Genomic DNA, 13302 nt, shown 5'->3' on the forward strand with positions numbered 1-13302 from the left:
CCTAACGGCTTTTGGCCTGCCTCGGGGGCTAGGGCAAGGTCTCGAGGAGGTCGAGGTACGCGTGGGCGGCGGCGAGGCTTTCCGGGTGGGCCAGCGGGTCGAACTGGGTGAGGAGCTGGCGGACGGCGGCGAGGTGGTCGGGCCAGTCGCCTTCGGGGGAGCCGCCGAGGAACTGGATTGTGCGCGGTGCGTCGGGCGAGTGGCGGGCGAGTTGTTTGGCTGCGATCGGGATGAGTGCGAGCCGCATTGCCTTGTGCTCGTCGGGGGTCTTCGGGGTGGCGGGCTCGTGGTCGCCGCGGTGCTCCGAGAGGGATCGGGTAATGCCGTGTCGGTCGAAGAGCACGGTGCTGTCGGGTGGCCAGGTCGCTAGCGAGACCGGGTGGATATACCAGTCGACCCAGAGTGGGAGGTCGTCCACGACGTACTGCGCACTGACTGCTCTGGTGCCGACCGGGCCGTTGTGGCGGGCATCGATCGCGAACGCTCGGAGGCCAGGCCCGCGGGGGAGGCGATCAGGTACTGCGTAGTCGTCGAGGTGCTCGTCCTTCACGACGAGCAGCAGGTCGACGTCGCTCCAGTCGTCAGCACGCCCGGCGCCGAGCGAACCAACCAGCGCCGCGCCGGCCACCAGCGGATCGTCCTGGAGAGCGGTGGTCGCCGCGCTCAGCCACCGGTCGCGGATGCGAGCCAGGCGGGGTGCCGGCGGTGCGCTGGTCTTCCACGCGGTACGCCGGGGTCGGTCGTCGTCGCGGGTCATGTGGCTGGCTCCGGCAGGAAGGTTGGGCCTGCGTCTAGAGCGGGGAGTTGATTGAGTTCGCGTACGCCGCAGTGCTCGATACCGGCGTCTCCGGTGAGGGACTCGATGAGCATGCCATGGGAAACGGCGATGAACGGGGCGCCGTGGCGCTGGAGAGCCCGGGCTGCTCGGCGGCGTACTGAGGACTGTGGTTCCCACGTGCGGGTTTCGCCGGCTGGCCACTCGCCGCCGTGGAGGTGAAAGTCGGCAACGGCCGCAAGAGCCTCTTCCGTACGCCAAGAGAGCGTTGCATCCGGCAACCATTCGCGAAGGTCGACTTCGACTGCGGTGAGTGGCAGGTGGGCCTCGGCGGCTATCAGGCAGGCAGTCTGCAGGGCGCGCGTCATAGGTGAAGAGATAATGTGCCGAGCGCCGCTGTCGCGGAGCTCTCGGCCGGCTTCTCTTGCCTGTTCGATACCCACGGCTGATAGCGGAGAAAAGTCGCGGGCGGGGCCCCACCAGCCTTCTGCATCCAATTGAGCGCCGTCGACTTCACCATGGCGGACAAGGAGAATTCTTGGCATGGTTATTCCTCGCCGGAGAAGCGTTCCCAGGCTGATTGGCGGCTGATTCCTAGGGCTTCGCCGATTCGTGCCCAGGTGACGGAGCGGGAGCGGAGCCGTAGTACGCGGTCCTGGACGGCTGCTTCGACCTGGCTGTGTGACGAGTTGATCCGGGCTACGTCGGCGAGCAGTTCGTCGTCGCTCTTGCCGTCCAAGGGCGGGAACTTCGGCACGGGTTTGCCGCTGAGCAGGTGGTCGCAAAGCCCCACACACTCGTTGCAGATGAACACCCCCGGTCCGGCGATGAGATGTTCCACCTCGTCCTTGACCTTGCTGCAGAACGAGCAACGCATCAGGTTGTCTGACATGACACCTCCCGAGATTGTCAGGACCACCCTGACAACGCTTGTCAGGCTAAGCCTGACAAGCGCGACCGGTCAAGGGTCGGGGAGAATCCGTGCATGGCGACGTACGTGAGGTACCAGAGTCCCGTCCCCGATCGGCGCGGCCGGCGGATCGGGATCTTCGGCTTGGTGAACATGCTGGGGAATCGCGGGTGGCTGACTGCGGAAGAGGAGCAATTCCGGCGTACGACGAATGCCTGGTACGACGCGACGTACGTGAATCCGTCGAGCGTCGATCCGGCGATTTATGAGGACAATCCGTACGCCGCCGCGTGGTTCATTCCAACTGCTCAGCATTTGCTGGAGCCGATTCCCGGGTATCTCAAGATCCTTGCCGCACACAACCTTCCGTGCGAGCGCTATACCTCCACGTCCCCGGGCCGCGTGATCTACGAGGACCCGCACCAGGTTGTCGTCGTACCGCACGAGCCCGAGGACCTCACCAAGGCGACCACGTTCATGTGGCTCCCGCCTCGCAGAGAAGCCTGATCCTGGTAGTAATACGTCCTATGACTAGTGCCTGGGAAGTCTCGGAGTTGCCGCGCGGGATTGTGGCGTTGCTGGACGAGCCGCGGACGCTGGGCGAGCTCGCCGAGCGGCTCGAGCTGACGGATGCGCGCGTCCTCTGGTACCTCGCGAAGCTCCGCGACACAGGCCGGGTCGTGGAGGACGCCGGCGTTTGGCGGCGTACTGCGGCCGGGGCGGAGCTCGCCGCGAGTCCCGCGCCGGAGAAGAACGGGCGGACCGAGCTGCCCGGGCCAAGTGCGCAGGACTACGTCCAGGCGTACGCCGATGCGGCGGCGGGCATGTTCGGGGCGGGGTTCGTGCAGGACATGGGCGAGCATGCCGGGCGGGTGCCGGGTGAGCGGGTCGCGGAGTTCCACGAGCGGTTGTTGAGTCTGATCGGCGAGTACTTCGCACCCGACAAGGTCGACCGCGCCGCGACCCCGAAGTACGGCTTCCGCTGGGTGCTGACCCCAGTAGACCTCCACCCGCTGGACGACTAACCAGGCACCCAGCACAAACAGAACGGGTGGCCCGCGGGATCGGCGTACACCTGAACCCCACGCGCGGCTGCGGGGTCGTCGGCGGGTTTGAGGAGCCGAGCGCCGAGGGCGATGGCGCGCTCGTGGGCGGCGGTGTGCGCGTCGACGCCCTCGAAGTACAGGTCGAGGTGGATCTGCTGCGGCGCACCTCGGGCCACTCCGGCGGCACGTGATCAGGCGCCAGCTGGACACCCAGCGCCCATCCGCCGTCGGCCCAGATCGCGCGCCAGCGATCGCCCCACTTCTCGACGGTGCCGTCGAGGAAGCCGGCCCAGAACGCGCTCTCGGCCTCGATGTCGGCAGCGTCGAAGACGATCATCCGGTGCTTGATGTCCATACACGCCAGTCTGACCGCTCAAGTGGCCATCCGGATCACTTACGGTGAGGTACATGGCGTTTGCTGCGAAGGGGAGCAAGGGGGAGTCGTTCCTTGCGGTGGTGGTCGGTGGTGGGGCCGCGTTCGGGTTGATCGTGCTGACGTCGCGGGCGTGGAAGGCGTGTCAGGTCGACGTGACCGGCAGCGTGCCGAACGGGCTGACGCTCCTGTTCCTCGGGGTGCCGCTCGCCTTGATCGTCAACCTCGTGCTGTTCACCATCGTCTTCCGGTACGCCGGGAAGGCGTTCCTGTTCTCGCTGATCGCAGCCGCCATCGCAATCGCGATCGCCGACCTCGCCCTGTTCTCCTGGCAAGGCACCCCGGCCGGCTCGCCCGGCACCTGCCCGGGCAACGTCCCACCGTGGTGGCCCACCTGGATCCCCACCTGATAGCGGATCCCCACGCCATCACAATCGGCTCTCGCCGGCGCGGTCAGGCGTGAGTTCGCGTAGCCGTCGCGATTGTGATGGCCTGGGGATCCGCCACCGTCACAACATCCGCAGCAGTGCGGCGACGCGTTCGGGATCGCCGATGTGCGCGGTTGCGGGGAAGAGGCGGCCCCAGGAGCTGGCGCGGGTCAGGTGGCTGAGTCGGCGAGCCAGCGTGGCTGCTCGACGTAGCGCCTGCTGCGGGTGCTCGGCAGTCCACGGCTCCAGGTACGCGTCCTCGAGCCGCGGCACGACGTCCGGACCGAGCTGCTCGGCGGCGCGGTCGATCGCGACGAGGAGGCTGCAGAACGGGTGGGCGACGTTCGCGTCACCCCAGTCAAAGAATGTGTACCGCCCCGGCCCCGCGACCAGGATCTGACCATCGTGCAGATCGGCGTGGTCGAGCGTCGCGGGGATCCCGAACCCGTCCAGCTCCGCGCACCACTCCACCAACCGAGGCCGGAACGCCAGCAGCCGCTCACGATCCTCCACACCAAGCGTCCGGTTGCCGGCCACCGTCTCGTCGAAGAGCCGCACTAGATCCCGGGCATCAGGTACGCCGAGTCGCACCAGCTCATCGACCCGCGGTACGAGCGTCCGCTGCAGCTCGGCGTACTGAACGAGGACCTGCTCCCAGTGCCGCACCTCCAAGGTCTGCGCGCGGAGGAGCGCGCCGCCGTCCGGAAGGAGCGACCACCCGCGGGCGGTGTCGACGGCGTACGGCGTGAGCACGTGCTCGGGCGCCCAACCCGCCAATGCCTCGGCGAGTGCCGGCTCGAACGCGCTGCCGGGCGAGGTCGCCTTGAACCAGATCGGACGCTCAGCGCAGACCCGGATGATCACCGACCACGGCCGAAGCCGCACCCGCCGCTCGCCTGTCTCGCCCACACCGAGCGCCTTGAGCTGCCGATCGAGCCAATCGAGCGCCGCGGAGCGCCACGCCGGATCCTCCCAGGGGGTCTGTGCATCCGGGTACGCCCCGCGGTCGAGTTGCATAAGGTCAATAATCGGGGGATGACGCGCTGGCCGGACACCCAATTTCGGGTCGGCATCTCCGGATGGCGCTACCCGCCGTGGCGCAAGGTCTACTACCCCGACGGACTCCCGCAGCGCGCCGAGCTCGAGTACGCGTCCAACCGGCTGAACTCGATCGAGCTGAACGGCTCGTTCTACGCCCTCCAACGGCCGTCGTCGTACCAGCGCTGGTACGACGAGACGCCCGACGGCTTCGTCTTCTCGATCAAGGGCCCGCGCTTCGTCACGCACCTGAAGCGGCTGGCCGACGTGGATGCGCCGTTGGCCAACTTCTTCGCCTCCGGAGTACTTGCACTCGGCAACAAACTCGGTCCGGTGCTGTGGCAACTACCCCCGAACTTCCAGTACGACGCCGAGCGCTGCGCAAACTTCTTCGCACAGTTGCCGCGGTCAACGTCTGCTGCGGCGGAGGTTGCCAAGGGCCACGATGAGCGCATGAAGGATCGTGCGCTGCTTGAGTGCGCTGTCGACATCCCGATCCGGTACGCGATCGAAGTACGCCACAACAGCTTCAAGACCAAGGAATTCGTCGACTTGGCGCGGGAGTACGAGATTGCCGTGGTGTGTGCGGACACGGCCGGCAAGTGGCCGATGTTCGACGACGTGACGGCGGACTTCGGCTACGTCCGGTTGCACGGAGCCGACGAGCTCTATGTGAGCGGGTACGACGACAAGTCGCTCGACCGGTGGGCGCGGAAGGTCCGGTCGTGGAAGTGCGACACCTACGTGTACTTCGACAACGACGTGAAGGTGCACGCGCCGTACGACGCCGAGCGGCTGGCGGGTCGGCTCGCCGCCGAAGTATGACGGGCTTACCGTCGGCGGCATGACTGAGAACCCTGGAGAACTCGTCGATCAAGCGGTGGAGCGGTCACTGAAGCTGGTCGTCACCTGGCCGGCCTGGGATGGCGAGCCGCTGATCTCCGACGACGGGCGGACGTACACGCCGCACAAGGCGGTCCGTCGGATCGCCGACCACATGGTCGATCACCTCGCCGAGATCGAGGCGCTGCTGGCCGGCGTACCGACGCAGCCCGACGAATGGCACGCGAGCGCGCTCACGTCCGCCGCCGACCTCGCGCCGTTCTCCGAGGAGGACGTACGCGAGGCCGAGCAGCGGCTGCGTCGGCTCGGGCGGACCTTCGTGCTGCGGTACGCCGCCGTCGAGCCGGCCGAGTGGGACAAGGACCGCAGCCCGAACTGGACCCTCCGCCAGATCGCCGAACACCTCACCGAACTCGACTGGTACGCCGATCAGGTCGGCAACCTGTCACGAACGGACTAGTTACAAGCTGACTAGTTCCAACCGGACTAGAACAACCGAGCGCCGACCGGCTGTTCCAGGTCGAGCAGGAACTGCTTCCGCTTGAGCCCGCCGGCGTACCCGGTGAGCGAGCCGTTCTTCCCGATCACCCGGTGACACGGGATCACGATCGACAACGGGTTCTGCCCGACCGCCTTACCGACGGCCTGGGCCGCGTGGGCGGGCTCGCCGAGCCGCGCGGCGATCTCGCCGTACGTCGTGGTCTCGCCGTACGGGATCTCCTCGAGCACCGTCCACACCCGGCGCTGGAACTCATCACCCTGCAACCGGGTCGGGAACTCGAAGGAGACCCGCGAGCCCGCGAAGTACGACTCCAACTGCTCGACGACCGCGGCGATGAACGGGTCGGTGGCTTCGACCCGTTCACCCAACGTCTCCGCGGTCGGCTTGACCCAGTGATGCGGGAAGTAGACGCCGACCAGGACGTCGTCGTCGGCGACCAACGTGAGCTCACCGATCCGGGTGCTGACAATCGCGTGCCTGTTCATACAGATAGAACGCACCAACACCCGGACCTGTGAGGCCCTACGACCCGATCCGCTCCCGCGTCCGCCGCCGGAACGTCCGGCCGACCTGCGACCACTCGGACGGCTGCAGATCGGTCACCGCGATCGCCGGCCGACCGCCCTCAGACGCCTGTGCCAACCACTCACCCTTCGGACTGGTCACGCCGGCTACCAGACCGGTCTCCGGGTTCGCGGTGACGGCCAGACTGATCCAGCAGGTGTTGTTCGCGGCCGTGCCTCGCGCCTGCACGCCGATGTGCTCGTTACGCCCGTTGGTGCTGGCGTAGGAGACCAGGACGGTGTCGGCGCCGAGCCGGTCGTACTCGGTGAACAGCTCCGGGAACAACACGTCGAGCCCGAGCGCGAGGCCGAAGCGGTACCCGTCCACCTCGAACGTCACCGCCTCCGTGCCCGGCGTGTACATCCAGGTGACCTTCGTGGTCGACAGCGCACGCTCGTCGTACCGTGCGACCATCTGTCCTTTGTCCGACACGACGTACATGCTGTTGTGCGGACGTTCGCCGGGCAGTTGGTGGACCGACGGGATCACGGTCCAGATCCCGAGCTGCTGCGCGAGCTTGGTGATCTGGTCGAGCTCGTCCTGGAGCACCGGCCAGTCGGCCTTGGTCCAGTCCGAGGGACCGATCTCGTCCGGGCCCAGCGACGACATCACGTGCTTGCTCGGGAAGCAGATCGCGCCCTCGCAGAAGTGAACGAGGCGGGCACCGGCAGCGGCGGCCTCTCGCATCAGCCCGCGGACCTCGGCGCCGCTCTCCCGGAGCAGCTGGGAGTTGGTCGGGTCTTCGTGCACCGTCGACTGGGCGACGGCGATACGGAACGGTTCCGGCATGTCTTCTCCTGTTGGAGTTGGACGGAAGTGCCGGAGGGCAGACGTGTAGGACTCACCGGTTTTCGCGGCGCGGGCTCGGACCCGTTGCTTGAAGTTCCTGTGCGCTGTCATCTGGCCTTCCACGCACTCGCACGCGATCCCCCAGCGATCCCGTCGAGGCGGCTGACCAGGACGAGCGGCCCGAGACAGGAAGTCCCTTTGCCTTCTCACTGTGACCGCGCTGGGGCCGGTCGACGAAGGTGGGGCGCGGACCGCGCCGGACCCACATCTTGTCCGAGCCGCCGCGACGGAGTCAACCAGACCCGCCGCCCGGGTCGAATCCGGACGTCTGTCAGGAAACGACATGCGGGCTAACTAGCTCGAGCGGTGAGCACGCGGTCGCTCACCGACCACGCCGGTCGGTCCACGCGAGACTTTCCACGAAATGGACGTCGTACTCCGTGTGGATTCTGGCGATGTTCGCGTCGGACAGTTCTCCGGCCAGCACTCGGGGCAGCAGGCGGAAGTACGGGAATCGGTCGATGCCGGGCGCGATCGTGATGAACAGGTCCGCGCTCGCGCCCGGCGCCGCGCCGAATGCGTGGCTGACACCGGGCGCCACGACCACGTAGTCGCCCCGTCCGAAGAGGTGGACAGTGTCGTCGACCAGCATCTCGAGCTCCCCGTCGAGGACGTAGAACGCCTCACTGGAGAGGTGATGGACGTGCGGCAGTGCCCCGGCCGTCCCAGGCGCCAGCCGGAGGCGGTTGGCGCGCCTCCGCGAACGGCACGAGCTGACGCTGGCTGAATACGAGATCCTCGTCCGGCTGTCCGAGGCGCCTGGACGGTCGATGCGTATGGCTGAACTGGCGGACCTCGCGTACTACTCGCGCAGCCGGTTGTCGCACCGGGTCCGGAGGCTTGAGGATCGCCACCTCGTGCGCCGCAAGACGGCGACCGATGACGGGCGCGGCGTGGTGGCCACACTGACCGACACCGGATTCGCGCTACTGGAGCGTGCCGCGCCCGACAACCTGCGGTCCGTCCGGGAGCACTTCGTCGACATTGTCGAGACGGCCGACTTGCACGCGATCGGACGGGCCATGCGCGCCGTCACCGACGCCCTCCCCTGACTGAAGTGGCGACGACGGCGCCCTCGACCTGGTGAGGACGGAACTCTCGGACGCGATTACCTTCTGCTCAAGGCGGTTTTCAGCGGCGCAAGTGGTCGCCGGCCGCGTCCATGGCTACCCCGACCAGCTCCGGGCTGAGGTCGACGACGGTGTTCCCGTCGGAGTCCAGCTTGCCGGACTCGGTGATCGACAGCCCGATCAGCGCCAGCGCTCCGGCCCGGTGGCGTTGGAGACGAGCGGCCGGGTCCTCGGGCCGCGACAGCGCCCGCGCGTCGTCCAGTTCGCCGGCATCGTCCTGCTCCCAGGCGGCGACGGCACGTTCCGCGAGGGCGGCCGGCACGGTTACCCGGATCGAGGGCAGCCCGGCCGTGCGGAACGTCGTACCGATCAGGCCCAGCACTCGGGCGTCGTCCGTATACACGCGAAGGATGGTAGCGACCTGGGGCGGCATAAAGTCGGACCTGGGCGCGGTTGTCCTCCGGAGTACGCGCAGACGACGTTTGGAGCAGAGGGTGAGCATTCGAGTCGGGTACAAGGCTTCGGCGGAGCAGTTCGGGCCGCGGGAGCTGGTGGAGTACTCCGTCCGGGCCGAGGAGCTCGGGCTCGACAGTGTGACCGTTTCCGACCATTTCCTGCCGTGGCGGCACGAGGGCGGCCATGCGCCGTTCGCGCTCGCCTGGATGGCGGCGGTCGGTGAGCGGACCAATCGGGTGCTGCTCGGTACGTCGGTTCTGACGCCGACATTCCGGTACAACCCGGCCGTGATCGCGCAGGCGTTCGCGACCCTCGGCGTGCTGTATCCCGGGCGTGTCATGCTCGGCGTCGGCAGCGGCGAGGCGCTGAACGAGATTGCCGTGTCGGGGATGGAGTGGCCCGAGTTCAAGGAGCGGTTCGCCCGGCTGCGCGAGTCGGTGCAGCTGATCCGCGACCTGTGGACGAAGGACGGAGTCAGCTCCGAGGGGCCGTACTACAAGACCGTCGACGCGTTCATCTACGACCGTCCCGAGACGCCGATCAAGGTGTACGTCGCTGCCGGCGGGCCGCTGGTTGCGAAGTACGCCGGGCGCGCGGGTGACGGGTTCATCGCGACGTCCGGCAAGGGGATGGAGCTTTACACCGACAAGCTGATGCCCGCCGTACGCGAGGGTGCCGAGAAGGCCGGGAAGAAGTTCGAGGACATCGACCGGATGCTCGAGGTCAAGATCTCGTACGACCGGGACGCCGATCAGGCCCTCGAGAACACGCGGTTCTGGGCGCCGCTGTCGTTGACGCCGGAGCAGAAGCACAGCGTCACCAGCGCGACCGAGATGGAGCGGCTCGCCGACGAGCTGCCGATCGAGCAGGTCGCGAAGCGGTGGATCGTGGCGTCCGACCCCGACGAGGTCGTGAAGCAGTTCCAGCCGTACCTCGACGCCGGCTTCAACCACTTCGTCGTCCACGGTCCCGGGAACGACCAGGAGCGGTTCCTGACCCAATTCACCGAAGACGTTCTGCCGTTGCTGCGCAAACTGTCTTGAGCTGAGGAGTCAGGCGGTCGACAATCAGCGAGTGCCCGACTATCAGATCGTCCGCGACGACGACCCGCGGTGCGCCGAGCTGGAAGCAGCCGGCTACCGCGTGGTCGCCGAGTCGTGGGCGGTCCGGCTGTTCGATCCGGATCGCGAGTTACTCGAGTCCGCCGTACTCCGGGCCACCGCCGGCGGGCTGACGATCCGCGAACTCGGGCCCGAGTCGGCGGAGACCTTGCACAAGCTCGAGAAGGCGAACGAGGCCGACTACCCGTACACGCCGGCGACGCATCGGGTGGTGGGCGAGCTTGCCGACACCCGCGGGCTGTGGCCGGGCAACCGGGTGTTCGGCGCGTTCGACGGCAATCGGCTGGTCGGCGCGACAGTCATCTGCGAGAAGGACGGCTTCGGCGACACCGCGTTCACCTCAGTCCTCGCCACCCACCGCCGCCGCGGCGTCGCACAAGCCGTCAAGGCCGCGTCCATCCTCGCGTTCCTCGACATCGGAATCACCCGCTTCTCCACCGGCGGCGCAGCCGCCAACCAAGCCAGCCTCCGCGCAAGCCAGTCCCTCGGCTACCAACTCACGGAGCAGTGGCGCACGTACTCACCCGAGTAGAGCAACCCGCGTGCTCCGCAGTACCTAGTGGAGGTCTTCCGACAAAGACTTGGCGGCTTGGGTCAGGAGGGGGACGGCTCGCTCCACCAGGTCTTCGGTCATGCGGCCGGCGGGGCCTGAGATGGAGATGGCCAGTGGGGTGGGGGCGTCGGGGACGGCTACCGCGACGCAGCGGACGCCGACCTCCTGTTCGCCTTCGTCCATCGCGTAGCCGTGCCCGACCGCCTCGTGGAGTTGGGTGGTGAAGGCGTCGGCGGTGGTGATGGTGTTGTCGGTGTGTTTCGGCATGCCGGTGCGGTGCAGCAGGTCGCGTACGTCGGACTCCGGGAACTGCGCGAGGATCGCCTTCCCCACCGCAGTGCAGTGCGGGAGAACGCGCCGGCCCACCTCGGTGAACATGCGCATCGAGTGGCGAGACGGCACCTGCGCGAGGTACACAATCTGGTCGCCGTCGAGCATTGCCATGTTGGCGGATTCGCCGAGTTCGTCGACGAGGTGCGCCAGGTGCGGCCGCGCGAACACACTGAGCATGTGCGACGAACTCTCGCCGAGCCGGATCAGCTTCGGCCCCAGCACGTACTGCCGCGACGGCTCTTGACGCAGGTAACCGAGGTCGACCAGGGTTCGGACCAGTCGGTGGATCGTCGGCAGCGGCAGGCCGGAGGCCGTGGCCAGCTGGGACAGGCCCATCATGCCGCCTGCGTCGGCCATGGTCTCGAGCAGCCCGAAGGCACGCTCGATGGACTGCACACTGCCAGTACGGCCCTTGGTGCCGTTCGTCTCCGCCATGAAGACCACCTTTCCGGATGACGGAAGTTTAGCGCCAGATCGTGGAAAAGCTAGATGCTTGTGCCTTCCGCACTGTAGATATTAGTCTCCACAATACGGAAAAAGGAGGCCTTATGGACGACCTGCTGGCTGAGCTCGACCGGCGCCTGGCCGCTGCGGACGCGGCACTCGCCGCCGATTACCGGGGCGATCGCGGCGTTCGCCAGCCGATCCACACGGTGTACGTGCCGGCCGATCGGTACGACGTACGCACGGTAGGCGACTGGGGTGCGCAGGCGCGCGCGGCGCTCGAGGAGTACGGCGGATCGGCCGCGGACCTCGCGAAGGTGCTGGATCTCCCGGCCGAGTTCGCCGACGATGTGTACGACCGGGTCCGCGCGAAGTTGGAGCGCGAACCGATCGAGGACCTGCGGATCGACTTCGAGGACGGCTACGGCAACCGCCCGGACGACGAGGAGGATGCCGCCGCAACCGCCGCCGCGCAGGTCAACCCAGGTACGCCGTTCCACGGACTGCGGATCAAGTCGCTCGAGGCCCCGACCCGCCGTCGCGCGGTCCGCACGCTCGACTTGTTCCTCAAGGAAGCCACGATCGCCGATGGCTTCGTCATCACGCTCCCGAAGGTGACGTCGGTCGAGCAGGTCGAGGCGATGCTGCTCGTGCTGGAGGCGCTTGAATCCAAGCATTCACTGCCTGAGTTGAAGTTCGAGATCCAGGTCGAGACCCCACAAGCGATCCTCGGCTCGGACGGCACCGCGCTGATCGCCCGGATGGTCAAGGCCGGCGGTGATCGCGTCACCGGGCTGCATTACGGCACCTACGACTACTCCGCTTCGCTCGGCGTCGCGGCGGCGTACCAGAGCATGGAGCACCCGGTCGCCGACCACGCCAAGGACGTGATGCAGTTGGCCGCGGCCGGCACCGGCGTGTTCGTATCCGATGGTTCGACCAACGTTCTCCCGGTCGGTGACGCCGTACACGATGCGTGGCGACTGCACTTCCGGCTGGTACGCCGTTCGCTCGCGCGCGGCATCTACCAGGGCTGGGACATGCATCCCGCCCAACTCCCGACCCGTTTCGCGGCGACATACCTGTTCTACCGAGAGGGCTTCGACCAGGCCGCTCGCCGACTCCGCGCGTACCTGGGCGACGGCGAGTCCGGCTACCTCGACGAGCCGGCCACGGCGACGGCGCTCGCCGCGTTCGTACTGCGCGGCATCGAGTGCGGCGCGATCGACACGACGGAGTTCGACACCACCGGTCTCGCCAAGCTTGCCCGCCGGGCGGTCCCAGAGGACTAGCCTCGCGACATGAGACTCGTTGCGGAGTTCACCACGGAGCCCTTCGATGTCGAGGGTTCGCCGCCCGCGCATGCCACCGAGGCGCTGCGGGCGGCCGAGGAGGCCGGGCTGGACTGCGAGTTCGGCCCGCTCGGGACCCAGGTGAGCGGCGAGCAGCACCTCCTGCTGCCCGCGCTCCCGAAGGTGCTCGAGGCGGCGTTCGCCGGCGGCGCGAGCCAGGTGACCCTGCAGGTACGCCGCGATGCCTGAGCAGCACCCGCTCGTCGAGGCGATCACTCCGCTGGTCGAGCGGCTGAACGCGGAGGTCGTCGCGCCGAGCGACGCGCGCGCCGACGACATCCCACTCATGTGGGAGGGGGAGCCGGTGGCGGCCGTGCGCCTGCCGACCGCGGACACCGGCGCCGCGCGCCGGCCGGGCGCTGACGGCGGCGCCGTACACCCGCCTGGCGCCGACGGCGGGGTGGCAGGTTCCGGCGGCGGGGCGGCCGGCGGCGTCCAGGGGCTGCTGACGCAGGTGGCCGAGGAGTTGGGCGGGCCGCTGGACCAGCTCTCGCGGCACGACAAGCAGCAGGCGGTCCTCATGCTCGAGGCACGCGGCGCGTTCGAGTTCCGGAAGTCCGCCGAGATCGTGGCCGAGGCGCTCGGCGTCACCCGCTTCACCGTCTACAACTACCTGAACCGCGCCCGCTGATTTTCAACAAACTG

21 protein-coding genes are annotated in these 13302 nt (G+C 67.8%); 11 read left to right on the forward strand and 10 right to left on the reverse strand.

The features are described from left to right. Positions 1–28 precede the first annotated feature (28 nt). Genes ACQPYH_RS01720 through ACQPYH_RS01730 form a run of 3 tightly spaced genes read right to left on the reverse strand, consistent with a single transcriptional unit; the run spans position 29 to position 1667 of the window. On the reverse strand, positions 29–757 hold the full coding sequence (locus ACQPYH_RS01720) for a nucleotidyltransferase domain-containing protein (protein WP_432885572.1): 729 nt from the start codon (positions 755–757) through the stop codon (positions 29–31). After that, complete coding sequence (locus ACQPYH_RS01725; protein WP_432885575.1) at positions 754–1320, reverse strand: histidine phosphatase family protein; 567 nt, start codon at positions 1318–1320, stop codon at positions 754–756. The genes ACQPYH_RS01720 and ACQPYH_RS01725 overlap by 4 nt, the downstream gene beginning before the upstream one ends. Positions 1321–1322: 2 nt before the next feature. Then, positions 1323–1667 carry a ClpX C4-type zinc finger protein gene (locus ACQPYH_RS01730; RefSeq protein ID WP_130445727.1) on the reverse strand — a complete coding sequence of 115 codons (345 nt, stop codon included), beginning with the start codon at positions 1665–1667 and terminating at the stop codon, positions 1323–1325. Positions 1668–1760: 93 nt separating this feature from the next. Here ACQPYH_RS01730 and ACQPYH_RS01735 point away from each other — a divergent pair, with 93 nt between their 5' ends. Together ACQPYH_RS01735 and ACQPYH_RS01740 are read left to right on the forward strand one after the other, a co-directional pair. Further along, entirely contained in the window at positions 1761–2192 is a 432-nt protein-coding gene (locus ACQPYH_RS01735; RefSeq protein WP_432885578.1) for a hypothetical protein, read from the forward strand. 20 nt (positions 2193–2212) lie between these two features. After that, positions 2213–2710, forward strand: coding sequence for a hypothetical protein (locus tag ACQPYH_RS01740; protein WP_432885581.1), 498 nt, complete (start codon positions 2213–2215; stop codon positions 2708–2710). Here ACQPYH_RS01740 and ACQPYH_RS01745 read toward each other — a convergent pair. Beyond that, positions 2707–2907, reverse strand: a complete 201-nt coding sequence (locus ACQPYH_RS01745; protein ID WP_432885583.1) for a VOC family protein — start codon at positions 2905–2907, stop codon at positions 2707–2709. The genes ACQPYH_RS01740 and ACQPYH_RS01745 overlap by 4 nt on opposite strands. A 232-nt stretch (positions 2908–3139) precedes the next feature. Here ACQPYH_RS01745 and ACQPYH_RS01750 point away from each other — a divergent pair, with 232 nt between their 5' ends. Next, the gene (locus ACQPYH_RS01750; RefSeq protein ID WP_432885586.1) at positions 3140–3514 is read left to right on the forward strand and encodes a hypothetical protein; all 375 of its coding nucleotides are present in this window, start codon (positions 3140–3142) and stop codon (positions 3512–3514) included. Positions 3515–3613: 99 nt separating this feature from the next. On the opposite strand, the gene ACQPYH_RS01755 is transcribed toward ACQPYH_RS01750, so the two are convergent. Continuing rightward, the gene (locus tag ACQPYH_RS01755) at positions 3614–4549 is read right to left on the reverse strand and encodes a phosphotransferase (protein ID WP_432885588.1); all 936 of its coding nucleotides are present in this window, start codon (positions 4547–4549) and stop codon (positions 3614–3616) included. A gap of 18 nt (positions 4550–4567) precedes the next feature. On the opposite strand from ACQPYH_RS01755, the gene ACQPYH_RS01760 reads away from it, so the two are divergent. Continuing rightward, positions 4568–5395, forward strand: coding sequence for a DUF72 domain-containing protein (locus ACQPYH_RS01760; protein ID WP_432885590.1), 828 nt, complete (start codon positions 4568–4570; stop codon positions 5393–5395). Positions 5396–5414: 19 nt separating this feature from the next. Beyond that, positions 5415–5873, forward strand: coding sequence for a hypothetical protein (locus ACQPYH_RS01765; RefSeq protein ID WP_432885593.1), 459 nt, complete (start codon positions 5415–5417; stop codon positions 5871–5873). 26 nt (positions 5874–5899) lie between these two features. On the opposite strand, the gene ACQPYH_RS01770 is transcribed toward ACQPYH_RS01765, so the two are convergent. The 3 genes from ACQPYH_RS01770 to ACQPYH_RS01780 form a co-directional block, all read right to left on the reverse strand. Next, entirely contained in the window at positions 5900–6400 is a 501-nt protein-coding gene (locus ACQPYH_RS01770) for a methylated-DNA--[protein]-cysteine S-methyltransferase (RefSeq protein ID WP_432885596.1), read from the reverse strand. 37 nt (positions 6401–6437) lie between these two features. Continuing rightward, entirely contained in the window at positions 6438–7268 is an 831-nt protein-coding gene (locus tag ACQPYH_RS01775; RefSeq protein WP_432885599.1) for a carbon-nitrogen hydrolase family protein, read from the reverse strand. Between the two features lie 382 nt (positions 7269–7650). Further along, positions 7651–8106 (reverse strand): cupin domain-containing protein, encoded by a 456-nt coding sequence (locus tag ACQPYH_RS01780; RefSeq protein ID WP_432894302.1) that lies wholly within the window; start codon positions 8104–8106, stop codon positions 7651–7653. On the opposite strand from ACQPYH_RS01780, the gene ACQPYH_RS01785 reads away from it, so the two are divergent. Beyond that, on the forward strand, positions 8015–8380 hold the full coding sequence (locus ACQPYH_RS01785) for a MarR family winged helix-turn-helix transcriptional regulator (protein ID WP_432885602.1): 366 nt from the start codon (positions 8015–8017) through the stop codon (positions 8378–8380). The two genes, ACQPYH_RS01780 and ACQPYH_RS01785, sit on opposite strands and share 92 nt — an antisense overlap. A gap of 79 nt (positions 8381–8459) precedes the next feature. On the opposite strand, the gene ACQPYH_RS01790 is transcribed toward ACQPYH_RS01785, so the two are convergent. Continuing rightward, positions 8460–8801, reverse strand: a complete 342-nt coding sequence (locus ACQPYH_RS01790; protein ID WP_432885605.1) for a hypothetical protein — start codon at positions 8799–8801, stop codon at positions 8460–8462. A gap of 91 nt (positions 8802–8892) precedes the next feature. Here ACQPYH_RS01790 and fgd point away from each other — a divergent pair, with 91 nt between their 5' ends. Next, on the forward strand, positions 8893–9897 hold the full coding sequence (gene fgd / locus ACQPYH_RS01795; RefSeq protein ID WP_432885607.1) for a glucose-6-phosphate dehydrogenase (coenzyme-F420): 1005 nt from the start codon (positions 8893–8895) through the stop codon (positions 9895–9897). 31 nt (positions 9898–9928) lie between these two features. After that, positions 9929–10507 carry a GNAT family N-acetyltransferase gene (locus ACQPYH_RS01800; RefSeq protein ID WP_432885609.1) on the forward strand — a complete coding sequence of 193 codons (579 nt, stop codon included), beginning with the start codon at positions 9929–9931 and terminating at the stop codon, positions 10505–10507. 24 nt (positions 10508–10531) lie between these two features. On the opposite strand, the gene ACQPYH_RS01805 is transcribed toward ACQPYH_RS01800, so the two are convergent. After that, positions 10532–11296 (reverse strand): IclR family transcriptional regulator, encoded by a 765-nt coding sequence (locus tag ACQPYH_RS01805; RefSeq protein ID WP_432885611.1) that lies wholly within the window; start codon positions 11294–11296, stop codon positions 10532–10534. 113 nt (positions 11297–11409) lie between these two features. On the opposite strand from ACQPYH_RS01805, the gene ACQPYH_RS01810 reads away from it, so the two are divergent. The 3 genes from ACQPYH_RS01810 to ACQPYH_RS01820 are packed head-to-tail and all read left to right on the forward strand — an operon-like array spanning position 11410 to position 13288. After that, complete coding sequence (locus ACQPYH_RS01810; RefSeq protein ID WP_432885614.1) at positions 11410–12597, forward strand: DUF6986 family protein; 1188 nt, start codon at positions 11410–11412, stop codon at positions 12595–12597. Between the two features lie 9 nt (positions 12598–12606). Then, complete coding sequence (locus ACQPYH_RS01815; RefSeq protein ID WP_130445744.1) at positions 12607–12846, forward strand: thiamine-binding protein; 240 nt, start codon at positions 12607–12609, stop codon at positions 12844–12846. Further along, the gene (locus ACQPYH_RS01820; protein ID WP_432885617.1) at positions 12839–13288 is read left to right on the forward strand and encodes a helix-turn-helix domain-containing protein; all 450 of its coding nucleotides are present in this window, start codon (positions 12839–12841) and stop codon (positions 13286–13288) included. Before ACQPYH_RS01815 ends, ACQPYH_RS01820 begins: the two co-directional genes overlap by 8 nt. Positions 13289–13302 lie beyond the last annotated feature (14 nt).

Source organism: Kribbella sp. CA-245084 (genome assembly GCF_050942355.1).
GTDB lineage: Bacteria > Actinomycetota > Actinomycetes > Propionibacteriales > Kribbellaceae > Kribbella.

What these genes read in the sequence shown, in the direction of transcription:
- ACQPYH_RS01720 (WP_432885572.1), bottom strand. Translation starts at nt 757, where the DNA reads ATGACCCGCGACGACGACCGACCCCGGCGTACCGCGTGGAAGACCAGC.
- ACQPYH_RS01725 (WP_432885575.1), bottom strand. Translation starts at nt 1,320, where the DNA reads ATGCCAAGAATTCTCCTTGTCCGCCATGGTGAAGTCGACGGCGCTCAA.
- ACQPYH_RS01730 (WP_130445727.1), bottom strand. Translation starts at nt 1,667, where the DNA reads ATGTCAGACAACCTGATGCGTTGCTCGTTCTGCAGCAAGGTCAAGGAC.
- ACQPYH_RS01735 (WP_432885578.1), top strand. Translation starts at nt 1,761, where the DNA reads ATGGCGACGTACGTGAGGTACCAGAGTCCCGTCCCCGATCGGCGCGGC.
- ACQPYH_RS01740 (WP_432885581.1), top strand. Translation starts at nt 2,213, where the DNA reads ATGACTAGTGCCTGGGAAGTCTCGGAGTTGCCGCGCGGGATTGTGGCG.
- ACQPYH_RS01750 (WP_432885586.1), top strand. Translation starts at nt 3,140, where the DNA reads ATGGCGTTTGCTGCGAAGGGGAGCAAGGGGGAGTCGTTCCTTGCGGTG.
- ACQPYH_RS01755 (WP_432885588.1), bottom strand. Translation starts at nt 4,549, where the DNA reads ATGCAACTCGACCGCGGGGCGTACCCGGATGCACAGACCCCCTGGGAG.
- ACQPYH_RS01760 (WP_432885590.1), top strand. Translation starts at nt 4,568, where the DNA reads ATGACGCGCTGGCCGGACACCCAATTTCGGGTCGGCATCTCCGGATGG.
- ACQPYH_RS01765 (WP_432885593.1), top strand. Translation starts at nt 5,415, where the DNA reads ATGACTGAGAACCCTGGAGAACTCGTCGATCAAGCGGTGGAGCGGTCA.
- ACQPYH_RS01770 (WP_432885596.1), bottom strand. Translation starts at nt 6,400, where the DNA reads ATGAACAGGCACGCGATTGTCAGCACCCGGATCGGTGAGCTCACGTTG.
- ACQPYH_RS01775 (WP_432885599.1), bottom strand. Translation starts at nt 7,268, where the DNA reads ATGCCGGAACCGTTCCGTATCGCCGTCGCCCAGTCGACGGTGCACGAA.
- ACQPYH_RS01805 (WP_432885611.1), bottom strand. Translation starts at nt 11,296, where the DNA reads ATGGCGGAGACGAACGGCACCAAGGGCCGTACTGGCAGTGTGCAGTCC.
- ACQPYH_RS01810 (WP_432885614.1), top strand. Translation starts at nt 11,410, where the DNA reads ATGGACGACCTGCTGGCTGAGCTCGACCGGCGCCTGGCCGCTGCGGAC.
- ACQPYH_RS01815 (WP_130445744.1), top strand. Translation starts at nt 12,607, where the DNA reads ATGAGACTCGTTGCGGAGTTCACCACGGAGCCCTTCGATGTCGAGGGT.
- ACQPYH_RS01820 (WP_432885617.1), top strand. Translation starts at nt 12,839, where the DNA reads ATGCCTGAGCAGCACCCGCTCGTCGAGGCGATCACTCCGCTGGTCGAG.